Below are 12,617 nucleotides of genomic sequence, written 5' to 3' on the forward strand. Positions count from 1 at the left end.
CGCGTCGACATCACTCAGCCGCAGATGAAGCTGCAGGACTGCTTGCATGCCCCGGCGACCGGGTAGTAGCAGCAGCGGTAGCGGCCGTAGCCGCCCGCACACGGACCACTGTAAGGACCCGAGTAGGTGCAGCCCCCACATGCCGCGGCGGTCGTCTTCGGCGCGACCCGCGCGAGCATCTTGTCGGCCAGCAAGGCGAACGTCTTCAAGTCTTCCTCCTTCACCAAAGTGGACGCGGCGACCGTAGCGAGCAGACATACAGCCGCAGGTCATTTCCCGCACACGCATAAGGGCACCGGTATATCGATCTCATACCCGGCCTGTATCCGCCCCGCATAGCCTCTAGCCGTTCGATATCCCGGCACTCACCGGAGACGATGTCATGCCCTTCCTTGCCGCCGCCGTGGTGATCGTCGGCCTGCTCTGCCTGCTCGACCTGCTGCTCACCGTGGGGGTGATCCGCCGCCTGCGGGAGCACACCGAGCAACTCGGGCAGCTGTCCGCGGCCGGGGGTGACAGCGGATCGCTGCCGATCGGCGCGCACGTCCCGCAGTTCGAGGCCGGCTCGATCGACGGCGAGCCGATCGGCCTGGACGCGGCCGACGGCACCGTCGTCGGCTTCTTCTCGACCACCTGCGAGCCGTGCAAGCAGCTGCTGCCGGAGTTCATCGACTACGCCGCGAACCTGCCGGGAGGCCGCTCCCGGGTGCTGGCGGTTGTTGTCGGTGAGGACGGTGACGGTGCCGCCACGGCAGCCTCGTTGTCGAGCGTGGCACAGGTCGTCGTCGAGCACCACTCCGGCACGGTCGCCACCGCGTTTCGCACCAGCACCTTCCCGACCCTCTACGTCGTGGCCCCCGACCGGCAGGTCATGGTCAGCGGCCACACCATGGACGTGCTGCGCAGCCCCGCCACGGCGGGCGCGATCGGATGAGCCGAAGCCCTGGGAGGATGCGCCTCCTGGCGCGCTTCCTCGGACTGTTTGCCCGCGCCGCGGGCTGGGCGCTGGGCCTGCGAGCCGTGTCCACGGTCCTGGCCGGCCTCGCACCGGTGCTGAGCGCCTGGCTGGCCCGCGAGCTCATCAACCACCTCATCGCGCACCGCGGCACCGCCGCGTGGCTGTCGACCGCAGCGCTCGCCGCAACCGCCACCCTCATAGCGATCCTCCAGCATGTGAACCGGTACGCCGATCAGGAGATCACCCGGCGCGTCGCACTGCGCACGCAGGCCGAGCTGTTCACCGCACTGACCCGCCTGCCCGGGCTCGCCGAGCTCGAGAATCCACAGTTCCAGGACCGGCTGCGCCTCGCACAGCAGATCGGCCAGGGCGGGCCGCAGCAGCTCATCGGCGCCGCGTTCGGCCTGGCACAATCCGCCGTGCTCGTCGGCGGCTTCCTGGTGACGCTGATCGTGGCGTCACCGGTCGTCGCGCCGCTCGTGCTGCTGTCAGCACTGCCGATGCTGTGGGCCCAGCTCAAGCTCTCCCGGCAGAGCGTCGACATGAGCCTGCGCATCACACCCAACATCCGCCGGCAGATGTTCTACTCGATGCTGTTGCTCGACACGCGGGCGGCGAAGGAGATCCGGCTGTTCGGCCTCGGCGACTTCCTCCGCGGGCGGATGCTGACCGAGCTCACGCAGGCGCAGGCCGGCGAACGCCGCATCGACCGGACCGCACTGCGCGTCAACGGCCTGCTCTCGCTGCTGACCGGGGTGGTCTCCACCATCGCGCTCATCGTCCACGTCAACCAGATCGCCGCCGGCCGGGGCAGTGTCGGCGACATCGCCGTACTGATCGCGGCACTCGCCAGTGTCCAGAGTGGACTTGCCGGCATCGTCACGGAGATCGCCACCGCGAACGAGTTCCTCCTGCTGTTCGGCCACTACGTCCACGTCACCACCGTCCCGGTCGACACCCCCGCCGGGCAAACCGAGGAACTACCCACCCTGCGCGGCGCGATCGAACTGCGCGACGTGTGGTTCCGCTATCACCCAGATCACGACTGGGTGCTGCGCGGCGTCAACCTGACGATCCCGGCCGGCGAGTCACTGGCGCTCGTCGGCCTCAACGGCGCCGGAAAGTCAACCCTGGTCAAGCTGATCTGCCGACTCTACGAACCGACCCGAGGCACCATCACCTGGGACGGGACCGACATCAGCGAGGTCGACGTCGCACAGTTGCGTAAACGGATCGGCGTCGTGTTCCAGGACTACATGAGCTATGAGCTGAGCGCGGCGGAGAACATCGCCCTCGGCGACCTCGACGCCTTGACCGACGAACCACGGCTGCGTGCCGCCGCCGCCGAGGTCGACCTCGACGACACCATCACCGCCCTGCCCCGCGGATACCAGACCATGCTGAGCCGGGTGTTCGAACCGTCCGACGACCACGTGGCGGGCGTGGTGCTGTCCGGCGGCCAATGGCAGCGGGTCGCGATCGCCCGGGCGGTGATCCGCTCCAGCGCCGACCTCCTCATCCTCGACGAGCCGTCGGCCGGACTCGACGCCGCCGCCGAACACTCCATCCACGAGAGCCTGCGGCGGCTGCGCCAGGGCCGCAGCAGCCTGCTGATCTCGCACCGGCTCAACGCCGTCCGGCAGGCCGACCGCATCGTCGTCCTCGACGGCGGAGTCGTCACGGAACAGGGCACCCACGACATCCTGATGGCGGTCGGCGGCGCATACGCTGCGCTGTTCCGCACACAGGCCGGCGGCTACCAACTCGTCCCCGACACCGCCGGTGCGAAGACCTGACGAGCCGTCCGCTCGGCCCTCAGCTGATCTTGCCGAGATGGTGACCACGCAGGGCCGCGGCCAGCCGTTGGTCGCCGTCGGCGATCTCAGCGGCACACGGCCGCGAATTTGAGGAACAGGCAGCACGAGAGGGTGACGGATGCGGTGATCGCGGACAACGCCCGGATCGCGATCTCGGTGTCGCTGCGGTGGCGCCAGGTCACCGGCAACACCTGCTCCACGATGACGAGTGACACCCAACCGAGCAGTACGAGCGGGAAGTACAGATCCCAGTCGGGGTTGTCGAACGCGCTGGCGTTGCCGTTCGCGCCGTAGTTGGGGCAGTCCTCGTACCGCATGACGGGGTCGAGAGTCACCAGCAGCAACACGATGACGGCAAAGCCCACGAGGCACACCCGGAGTCCGCCGAGCGGTGACGGTTTTGCCCGTTCATTGATCACCGGGCCAGCGTAGGAACGCCGTCGGCGGAAGCCGGGAAGGCCGTGTGTCGATGCTGTGAAGATTCAGGCGTCAACCCCGGCCGCGGCTGCCCCGCGGCCATCACGAACGGGTTCTTGGTCGAAACGATCTTGAGGAGTCCCGTTGCCGCATAGCTTTTGACTTCACCCCGACGGTCCAAAGTCGACGGTGTTGCCGTCATCCGGCTCTAACGATCATTGGTCATTGGACGGATCCGGTCGTCGGGCCGCCGGACTCGACCACGGTCGGCGCCCTGCCGGGCCGGTTGTCGGTCGGACTCGTGGTCGCGGCGGCTCGGCGTTGCCGCGTGGCTCCGGTTGGTTGTGGCCGTGATCGCGATGCGTTCGCGATCACGGGTGTGGCGGTTGGGCCTGGCCGGGTGGTGCGGCTGCGGTTGGTAGATCAAGGGAAACTTCGGGTTGCCTGGGCAGCCAGATGTTTCCGATGATCAAGCAGCCCGGGTCGGGCCAGGCGCGGAGCACGGCCGCCCCGCACGACCGGGGCCACGGCCGCCGCGGCCCGGCACCACAGCCCGGCACCGCGAGGGCACGGCTGGCACCCGGCGCCGCGCAGGGTGCCAGCCGTCCCTGACGCCCGTCAAGGTTGAGGAGGATCGACCGCCGGGTCCGTTCCCTCTTCGGCGAGGAAACGGCGCGCCGACTGGACGAGTGAGCAGGGGAACGCGGTCAGCCGTGCCCACGATGACAGGCAGCCCTCGCAGATCCCGTCCCGCTCGGTGTGCTTGCCGAGGAGTACGAGCGCTTCGTTCCGGGTTTCGGGTGTGCGGTAGTCCTTCATAAGATGTCCACCCCGCCTGGACTCGGTCTGCTCGAAAGGGCGCACACCGTCGCGCTCGGGTTACCCGGATCCGCGCGAGTGTCAGGAAGGCGTCAGATCACCACGCCGACCCGCGGCACGGCCGCATGGGCGATGATCCGGTCATGGCGTTGTCGACGCGGTTCACGGAGTTGTTCGGAGTGCGGCACCCGATCGCGCTGGCGCCGATGGGCGGCTCGGCCGGTGGCGCACTGGCGGCGGCCGTCTCTCGCGGCGGCGGGTTCGGGATGCTGGGCGCCGGGACCGGGAGCGCCCGGTGACGGCACCGGTAAAGCAAAAGATAAGGGTCCTGTATGGCCGCGTTGAGCTGCGGATATTGTCGACGAGAACGCTCTCTTCATAGTGTCGGCTCGATACCCCCGAACCGTACATGGGAGCACTTGTGAGCAACAGGACCCGCCGGCGCTGGAGCAACCGGACACTGCCGGTCCTCGCCGTCACCCTCGCCCTGGCCGTCGCCGGTCTCGTCGCCACCACAGTGCGCAGCACGCCGGAGGCCTCCGCCGGGATCGGCAACCTGACCTGGTCCGACGAGTTCAACGGGGCGGCCGGCTCGGCACCCGACCCGGCGAAGTGGAAGCACGACGTCGGCGGCAGCGGCTGGGGCAACAACGAGCGCCAGTACTACACCGCCGGCGCGGCCAACTCGGCCCTCGACGGCTCCGGGAACCTGGTGATCAGCGCCCGCAAGGAGAACCCGGGCAACTTCAACTGCTGGTACGGCCGCTGCGAGTACACCTCGGCACGGCTGCTGACCGCGGGCAAGTTCACCCAGAAGTACGGGCGGTTCGAGGCCCGGCTCAAGATCCCGCGCGGCCAGGGCCTGTGGCCGGCGTTCTGGATGCTCGGCGACGACATCGGCACCAACCCGTGGCCCAACAGCGGCGAGATCGACATCATGGAGAACGTCGGCAAGGAGCCCAGCACGCTCCACGGCACCCTGCACGGCCCCGGCTACTCCGGCGGCAACCCGCTGACCAGCAGCACCACCCTGTCCGGCGGCCGGGCTCTCGCCGACGACTTCCACACCTTCGCCGTCGACTGGGCGCCGGACTCAATCGTCTGGTACCTCGACGGCGTGCAGTACGCACGGAAGACCCCGGCCGACACCCGCGGCAACCGATGGGTCTTCGACCACCCGTTCTTCATGATCCTCAACGTTGCCGTCGGTGGTAACTGGCCCGGCTCCCCGGACGGCTCCACGACGTTCCCGCAGCAGATGGTCATCGACTACGTCCGGGTGTTCGCCTACACCACCGGCGGCGGCACCACCCCGCCCCCGGCCACCGGCGGCAGGATCACCGGCATCGGCGGCAAGTGCGTCGACGTCCAGGCCGCCAACCCGGCCAACGGCACCCAGGTCCAGCTCTACGACTGCAACGGCACCAACGCCCAGCAGTGGTCGCGCCCCGGCGACGGCACGATCCGCGCCCTCGGCAAGTGCCTCGACGTCAACGCCGCCAGCTCCGCCAACGGTACGAAGGTGCAGCTCTACGACTGCAACGGCACCAACGCCCAGAAGTGGACGGTCAACGCCGACGGCACGGTCCGTGCGCTCGGCAAGTGCCTCGACGCCAAGGACGTCTCCTCGGCCAACGGCACGCCGCTGCAGATCTGGGACTGCTCCGCCGGCGTCAACCAGCGGTGGACCTTCGCCTGACCCGCAAGCCGGGTCCGCAAGCCGGGTCCGCAAGCATGACCCGCAAGACTGCCGGATAGCTCCGGGTGCCGTCCGACGGCACCCGGAGCTGTCACGTGGTCCCAGGCTACAGCCGGCCGGCAGTTAGTTCCTGAGCACCACGATCCGGGGATGCTGTCCGGCCAGGCTGATCGGCACGCTGTCCACATGCGACAGTCCCGACGCGAGTGCGGCCCCGGCGTCGGTGGTCAGCACCACGGCCCGCCCGCCGGGGCGCAGGACCCGCCGCACCTGCGTCCAGAACAACTGCGGACGGCGGGCGAGCGACCCCCCGAACGGCACCTGCCGGTCCCACGGCGGATTGGTGACGACCAGGTCCACCGCACCGTCCGGCAGCGGCAACCGTCCGGCGTCCCCGACCACCCACGCGATGCCGGGTGTCTCCGGGCGCCCGGCGGCATTCCGCCGTGCGGCGTCCACAGCGGACGGATCGATGTCGCCGCCGAGTGCCGGGCCGGACGCCTCCAGCACGATGGTGCCGACACCGCAGCACGGATCCAGCAGGATCTCACCGGGCCGGCGGCCGGCCAGGCGCAGCATCGCGGCCGCCACCGGCGGATGCAGGCTGCCCGGCCGGGACCACTGCCGGTATGCCCGGCGGTGCAGCGGCCGGTCGGCGATCCGCAACGCCACCAGCGCACGGTCGTCGACCAGGGTCACCCGCCACGACAGCCCGCCCGGCGGCGGCGCGGCACCGGTGCGGCGGCTGTGATAGGGAAGCCCCAGTGCCGCCGCGACCGGCTCACCGACCGCGTCCTCGATGTCGTAGCGGGTGAAGTTGCGCCGGCCGAGGAACGACGCCGACACGTCCACACTCCGGGCCGCCGCCGGTGCGCCGCCGCACAGCCGCCGCTGGTCGAGCAGGTGCCGCACCGGCATCGCCGCCGCCGCTTTGCCCAGCATTTGCAGGTCGGCCCGCGCGCGGCCGATCCCCGCAGCGGTGGTGCCGACCAGGAACACGTCGTCGGCGCACCGCAGATCGAGCACCGCCGGGCCGGGCCGGTCGGCCTCGAACCACACCTCGCGGTGCTCCACGGCCGTCACCCGGCCCAGTTTCCCTACCTGTACCTCGTCGGCCAGCACCCGCTCGATGCCCCGCACCACCCGCGCCACCAGGCGCGCGGCGGTCACAGGGAAACAGCGGGGCCGGGACGAGGAACGGTCACCCGGCACACGCGTGCCGAAACCGCAAAGATCATGTGATCTTCTCCCACGTCGCGACTCGGGACGGCAGGAAGCCGCCCCGCATCACTGGCGAGGGGTCAACCGCAACCCGCCAGCGGTCGCGTCACACGAGGAAAAAGAACGTCATGGCGGGAACCTACCATCCCGCCACACCACGGCCGAGCCATTTTTGCCGGCCGGCCTCGGGCGCAGCCGAACCCTCAGTCGTGCCCGACCCGGGCCACCTCGGAGCCGGCCGCCGGCCCAGGCCGTCACCTGCGGCGGAGGCGGGCTGTCCGTCAGTAGGTGGGTGGAGCGACCACGACCCAGGGAGCCGTGCCGTGATCGAGACAGACATCCACGCCCGCATCAACGAGGCCCTCACCGGACGCAGGAACCAGCGGTCCTTCGTCGACCGGCTCTCCGGCGACTGGCAGGCGATGGTCGGCGGCCTCGACCGACTCGTCGAACTGCTGGAGGCCGCCGAACGGTCGGCCGGCGACAACTCGTCACTGCCGGAGCCCGCGCGGTTCCGCGGCGCACTCGACAACCTCCTGCGCGGCACCGGCAGCGACGGCACGCCGCGGCTCGCCCGGCTGCGGGAACGCATCGGCGACGCCGGACGGCAGATCGACGCCGCCGTGGCACGCGCACGGCGCGACACGGTGAACATCGGGGTCATCGGCGGCACCAAGGTCGGCAAGAGCACGCTGCTGCGGACCATCACGAACCTGCCGGACACGGTGGTGCCCTCCACCCGGTTCAACCCGACGACGGCCGCGGCCAGCAGCATCTACCACACGGACGGCACACCGTCGGCCACGCTGCTGCTGCACACGTGGGAGTCGTTCCGCGACCAGTACCTCGCGCCGCTGCATGAGCTCGCCGGCCTGGCCCCGGTGCCGCGGGACATCGACGGGTTCCGCCGGTTCCGCTATCCGCAGGCCGGCAGCGACGCCGCCGACGGCGCCAAGGCGGACGACTACCTGCGCAAGCTCGACGCCGCGCACCGGTCGCTGCCCAGCTACGAGCAGCTGCTGCTCGGCCCGGTGCGGACGATCACCGTCGACTTCGCCGCGTTGCGGCCGTACGTGGCCTACCCGCGGCAGGAGACCGGCGACCCGTACGAGGTGCAGCCCTACCACGCCGTGCGCAGCGTGCGGATCGAGCAGTCGTTCCTGGACGGCGCCGCGACCCGCCTCGGCCTCATCGACCTGCCGGGCGCCGGCGAGGCCGGACTCGACATCGACCGCCAGTTCCTGCGCCAGGTCAAGCACGAGATCGACCTGCTCGTCATGGTCAAGCGCGGCGACCGCAAGGGCGCTTCGTACCTCGCCGAGGACTCCTACACCCGCAACCTCGCCGACTCCGCGCGCGGCGGTGTGCCGCTCGACGACTACTACGTCGTCGCCGTCAACCGGGACCGGGCCAACGACCCGGAGGGCGCGTACTTCGCCAACACCGTCAAGAGCGTCACGGAGGTCTCCCGGGAGCGCAACATCCGGGTGCTGACCGCGGACGTCGCCGACCGCGACGAGGTGCTCGCCGAGCTGCTGCACCCGCTGCTGCGCCACCTCGCGACCCGCCTGGCGGAGATGGACCGGGCCGTGGTCCGCGAGGCGCTGACGGTCGCCGCCGGTGTCGCCACCGACGTCGCCGGCTATGCCGACGAGGCGCAGCGCTGCGCACGCGACCTGGCGCGCCTGCTGCCCAACCAGGACGACGAGTTCAGCATCCTGGCCGAGAAGCTGCGCAACGCCCTTGCCGTCGACCTCAACGCCCTGGTTCGCCGCTACGACGCGTACCAGTCCTCGGGCGACCCGGACACGGCGCTGACCAAGGCCATCGGGGCGGCGGTTACCGAGGCACGGGCCTGGGTGCGCGGCGGCCTCGGCCACGGCGATCGGAAGACCTGGCTCACCGAGATCGAGGGCCAGTACGTCCACGGCGACCTCGAGACGAAACAGGACGAGTACTACCGGGCCAAGACCGAGATCACCAAGATCTTCAGCCGGATCGACCCGTCGCTCGACGACGCCGTGCAGCGGCTGTGGGACGAGATCGCCGGACTGCTGCGGCACCGGCTCACCGAGGAACTGGTCCCGGCCGGCCCGCAGGCCCTGGAGCAGCTCCGCGTCACCGCGGAGGCGCGGCGGGCGCACGTCATCGGCGATGCGCTGCGCCGGCTGTGCGAGCTCAAGGAGGACTACGGCAGCGTGGTGCTGCGGGTGACCCAGCCGATCATCCGCGGCATCCACTGGGAGCAGGCGCAGCACGCGTCGGTACCGCTACCGCCACCGCCCGCGCAGGCACCCCAGCCGCCCGCGCCCGTGCAGCGGCCACCGCAGGCGGTGCCGGTCGCGCCGGTCGCGCCGCAACCCGCACCGCGGCCACCGGCGGCCACTGGCAGCCGGTGGGTCGTCATGCCCGACGGCTCACGGAAACGGGTCTCGTCGATCATCACACCACCCGCCGCCGGCCGCCCCGATCCGAGCGACCCACGGATCCAGCAGGGCGCGGAAGGGCTGTACGACGAACTGGCCGCCGTCGTCGACCGGTGCATCACCGAGCTGGAGCAGGAGTTGCGCGCGGAGGCCCGGCTGATGACCCGCACGCTCGCCGCCGCGGCGGACCGGTTCTTCGACAGCATCATCCGCACCAACCGCAGCGAGAAGGACTACGAACACCTCTGCGAACCGAACCGGCGCTCCATCTGGCCGGACCGGTTCGGCGGCGGCGACGCCCGCCTCGCCGCCGACCTGTCGCTGGTCGAGGAGCAGGCCCGGACGACTGCCGAGCTGGCCGGGCTGGCCACCGGCCGGTCCACCGGGCTCCGGCTGCCGCACCCCGAGGTCTCCTGACATGGCCGGACCGCCGCTCACCGTCGCCGACCTCGGCCGGCTCGGTCCCGCGCTCGGCAGCGGCGGGCAGGCCGTCGTCTACGACGCCCCCGCCCTGCACCTGCAGAACGCCCCCGGCCAGCTCGTCTACAAGGAGTACAAGCCCGGCAAGGCACCCCGCCGCGGCGACGTGCTCAGCCTCATCACGCTCCGCGACCAGCTCGGTCCGGCCGACCGCGACCGCCTCGACGGCATCGCCACCTGGCCGCTGCGCGCCGTCACCGACGGACCCGACCTGCGCGGCGTGGTCCTGCCGCGCATCCCGGGCTCGTTCTTCCAGCCGGTCACCACACCCAGCGGCAAGCGGAAGACCTGGGTCCGCGAGGTACAGCACCTCTTCGTGGACCCCGACCGGTGCCAGCGGGTCGGCATGCCGGTGCCCAGTTGGGAACAGCGGCTGACCATCTGCCGCGACTTCGCCGCCGCCCTCGACTTCCTGCACGGGCCGGCGGTCGACGTGGTCTTCGGCGACATCAACGCCAAGAACGAGCTGTTCCGGCTCGACAAGGAACCCACCGTGATGTTCGTGGACTGCGACGCGGTCCGCAGACGCGGTGTGGTGACCGGAGAACCACAGCTCAACGCCCCCGACTGGGAGCCGCCGAACCGGACCTCGCTCAACCGTTCCACCGACCTCTACAAGCTGGCGCTGTTCGTGCTGCGCTGCCTGACCACCCCCGGCGACCAGGCCTCCACCAGGACCGATCCCGCCGAGGCGGCGGGCGTGCTCGACACGACCGGACGCGCGCTGCTCGACGCGGCGCTGCTCGGCCCGGCGGCGCAGCGGCCCGAGGCGGCCGACTGGCTGCACTACCTCAGCCGGCTGCTCGGCCGGCCGCTCGATCCGCCGCAGCTCGTCGACGTCGCGATCGACCGCACCGTCGTCCCGGCCGGCGAACCGGTCACGATCAGCTGGACGACGACCGACGCGGTGACCGTCGAGGTGATCGCACCAGGTCACGCCCCGGTGGTCGCCGACGCGCGGTCCGGCGCCGGAACGACGCAGGTCCGCCCGGCCCGCAGCGGCCAGCTGACCGTCACGGCCCGCAACGACCACGGCGCCGACTCCCGCCGGACCCCACCGGTGGCCGTCTACGACCTGCCCGACTGGTCGGCGCTGCCCGTACCGAGCCCGCAACTCCACCTCGACGCGGTCGCGCTGCCGCCGATGCCGGACCTCCGTGCGGCCCTCGCACTGCACCCGCCGCCGATTCCCGAATCGCCGTCCCACGTCACTGTCCCGACCGCAGCACCCGTATCCGGCCGGATGCCGGATGTCGACCTGAACTACGACGCCCCGATCGACCTGGTCTCGCTGATGCTGGCCGGTCCACCGACGATGGAGGTACGCCGATGAGGCCCGGTCTGGTCCTCGCCTGGGTGGGCGGGGCGCACCCGCCGCTGCTGCGCGAGTCGCCGAACGACGCCATGCGGTACAGCTCGATGGGCGCCGTGCTCGTCGGTACCGCCGGGATGGCCGCCCTGTCCGCGACATTCGCCCTGACCACGGCGGTGCGCCTGCCGGTCGGGCCGGCCGCCGTCGTCGGCGTCCTGTGGGGCCTGCTCATCCTGAGCCTCGACCGCATGCTCGTGATCAGCATGTCCCGGCAGAACGGGTTCTGGCGCGGCCTCGGCGCCGCGCTGCCCCGGCTGGGTCTCGCGTTGCTGATCGGCACCGTCATCTCCGTGCCGCTGGTGCTGCGCATCTTCGAGCCGGAGATCAACGCCGAGCTGAAGGTCATGCACGCCGAGCAGGGCGTGGAGAACCAGAAGAAGCTGGACGCGCAGTTCGCCGACATCGCCGGCAAGCAGCGGCGGGTCGACGAACTGCAGCGCATCGCCGGCGGCGCGGTCGTGCCCGAGGTCAGCAGCGACCCGGACGTCAAGGCCGCGCAGAAAGAGGTCGACGACGCCCAGAAGGCGTACGACACGGCGGCGGGCAACGCGCAGTGCGAACTCAACGGCACGTGCGGCACCGGCTCCAAGGGGGACGGGCCGGCCTATCAGGCCGCCAAGGCGGTGGCGGACCAGGCGCAGGAGCGCCTCAACCAGGCCAATGCCAAGCTGAAGCAGGTCACCGACGCGACGACCACTCGGCTCGGCAACAGCGCCGCTTCCCAGCAGAAGGCCGCCCAGGACGAACTGGCGACCGCGGCGCCGGACCTGGAGCGGCGCAAGGCCGACCAGATCGCGGCACAGCGGGCGCTCGACAACGCGGAGAACGAGAGCGAGGGCCTGCTCGCCCGGCTCGAGGCGCTGGAGCAGCTGTCGAACGGCCACCCGACGATGTGGACCGCCCACCTGGCGCTCATGGCCCTGTTCGCCTGCATCGAACTGCTCCCGGTCCTCGCGAAGCTGCTGTCCAAGAACACCTCCTCGAAGTACGACGACCTGGTCGAACAGCGCGAGCAGCACGCACTCGACGCGGACCTGCGCCGGCTGGCCGACCAGGACAAGATCGACGCCCTGGCCGCGGACGCCCGCCTGCAACTGGAGACCGACCGGCTCGAGCACCAGGTCGCCCGCGGCAAACGGGCCAACCAACTGCTGGCCGAGACGCAAGAGGAACTCGCGCGCAAGGCGATCGACACCTGGGCACAGATCGCCGAGCAGCGCACCGACGAGGAACTGGACCGCTGGTACCGGCAGCACAGCCGGGGCACAGCGCGGACCGTGCACGTCCCCGCCCAGCCGGCCGTCCAGCCGGCCGTCCAGCAGGCGACGCAGCCCACCGCCCAGATGCCGGTCAACGGCCACCACCTGCACAACCCGGCGGCACCCACCGCCGGGTCCTGACCCGAAGG

The 12,617-nt window shown here is 70.9% G+C and carries 11 protein-coding genes; 7 read left to right on the forward strand and 4 right to left on the reverse strand.

The features are described 5' to 3' along the window. Positions 1-14: 14 nt before the first annotated feature. The gene (locus Dfulv_RS02580; RefSeq protein WP_259860992.1) at positions 15-209 is read right to left on the reverse strand and encodes a hypothetical protein; all 195 of its coding nucleotides are present in this window, start codon (positions 207-209) and stop codon (positions 15-17) included. Positions 210-382: 173 nt separating this feature from the next. Between Dfulv_RS02580 and Dfulv_RS02585 the strand changes: the two genes are divergently transcribed. After that, a complete protein-coding gene (locus tag Dfulv_RS02585) occupies positions 383-934 on the forward strand; it encodes a TlpA family protein disulfide reductase (RefSeq protein WP_259860993.1) in 552 nt (183 codons plus the stop codon). 17 nt (positions 935-951) lie between these two features. Beyond that, positions 952-2,754, forward strand: a complete 1,803-nt coding sequence (locus Dfulv_RS02590) for an ABC transporter ATP-binding protein (protein ID WP_259860994.1) — start codon at positions 952-954, stop codon at positions 2,752-2,754. A gap of 86 nt (positions 2,755-2,840) precedes the next feature. Here Dfulv_RS02590 and Dfulv_RS02595 read toward each other — a convergent pair whose 3' ends face one another. Both Dfulv_RS02595 and Dfulv_RS02600 read right to left on the reverse strand, forming a co-directional pair. Next, complete coding sequence (locus Dfulv_RS02595) at positions 2,841-3,194, reverse strand: hypothetical protein (RefSeq protein ID WP_259860995.1); 354 nt, start codon at positions 3,192-3,194, stop codon at positions 2,841-2,843. Between the two features lie 616 nt (positions 3,195-3,810). After that, positions 3,811-4,011, reverse strand: coding sequence for a hypothetical protein (locus Dfulv_RS02600; protein WP_259860996.1), 201 nt, complete (start codon positions 4,009-4,011; stop codon positions 3,811-3,813). Positions 4,012-4,154: 143 nt separating this feature from the next. On the opposite strand from Dfulv_RS02600, the gene Dfulv_RS02605 reads away from it, so the two are divergent. Further along, a complete protein-coding gene (locus Dfulv_RS02605; RefSeq protein ID WP_259860997.1) occupies positions 4,155-4,310 on the forward strand; it encodes a nitronate monooxygenase in 156 nt (51 codons plus the stop codon). 122 nt (positions 4,311-4,432) lie between these two features. Next, positions 4,433-5,710: a family 16 glycosylhydrolase gene (locus Dfulv_RS02610; protein ID WP_259860998.1), complete on the forward strand. Its 1,278-nt coding sequence runs from the start codon at positions 4,433-4,435 to the stop codon at positions 5,708-5,710. Positions 5,711-5,833: 123 nt separating this feature from the next. Here the strand turns inward: Dfulv_RS02610 and Dfulv_RS02615 are convergent, their stop codons facing one another. Continuing rightward, positions 5,834-6,880 carry a methyltransferase domain-containing protein gene (locus tag Dfulv_RS02615; protein ID WP_259860999.1) on the reverse strand — a complete coding sequence of 349 codons (1,047 nt, stop codon included), beginning with the start codon at positions 6,878-6,880 and terminating at the stop codon, positions 5,834-5,836. A 374-nt stretch (positions 6,881-7,254) separates the two neighbouring features. On the opposite strand from Dfulv_RS02615, the gene Dfulv_RS02620 reads away from it, so the two are divergent. From Dfulv_RS02620 to Dfulv_RS02630, 3 genes are read left to right on the forward strand one after another with little or no spacing between them, the layout of a single operon-like run. Next, positions 7,255-9,774, forward strand: a complete 2,520-nt coding sequence (locus tag Dfulv_RS02620; RefSeq protein ID WP_259861000.1) for a GTPase family protein — start codon at positions 7,255-7,257, stop codon at positions 9,772-9,774. Position 9,775: 1 nt separating this feature from the next. Further along, on the forward strand, positions 9,776-11,170 hold the full coding sequence (locus Dfulv_RS02625) for a hypothetical protein (protein ID WP_259861001.1): 1,395 nt from the start codon (positions 9,776-9,778) through the stop codon (positions 11,168-11,170). Then, a complete protein-coding gene (locus tag Dfulv_RS02630; RefSeq protein WP_259861002.1) occupies positions 11,167-12,609 on the forward strand; it encodes a DUF4407 domain-containing protein in 1,443 nt (480 codons plus the stop codon). Before Dfulv_RS02625 ends, Dfulv_RS02630 begins: the two co-directional genes overlap by 4 nt. The last annotated feature ends 8 nt before the right edge of the window (positions 12,610-12,617 follow it).

Origin of the sequence: Dactylosporangium fulvum, from assembly GCF_025137375.1 — a bacterium.
GTDB lineage: Bacteria > Actinomycetota > Actinomycetes > Mycobacteriales > Micromonosporaceae > Dactylosporangium > Dactylosporangium fulvum.

What these genes read in the sequence shown, in the direction of transcription:
- Dfulv_RS02590 (WP_259860994.1), top strand. Translation starts at nt 952, where the DNA reads ATGCGCCTCCTGGCGCGCTTCCTCGGACTGTTTGCCCGCGCCGCGGGC.
- Dfulv_RS02630 (WP_259861002.1), top strand. Translation starts at nt 11,167, where the DNA reads ATGAGGCCCGGTCTGGTCCTCGCCTGGGTGGGCGGGGCGCACCCGCCG.
- Dfulv_RS02585 (WP_259860993.1), top strand. Translation starts at nt 383, where the DNA reads ATGCCCTTCCTTGCCGCCGCCGTGGTGATCGTCGGCCTGCTCTGCCTG.
- Dfulv_RS02605 (WP_259860997.1), top strand. Translation starts at nt 4,155, where the DNA reads ATGGCGTTGTCGACGCGGTTCACGGAGTTGTTCGGAGTGCGGCACCCG.
- Dfulv_RS02600 (WP_259860996.1), bottom strand. Translation starts at nt 4,011, where the DNA reads ATGAAGGACTACCGCACACCCGAAACCCGGAACGAAGCGCTCGTACTC.
- Dfulv_RS02625 (WP_259861001.1), top strand. Translation starts at nt 9,776, where the DNA reads ATGGCCGGACCGCCGCTCACCGTCGCCGACCTCGGCCGGCTCGGTCCC.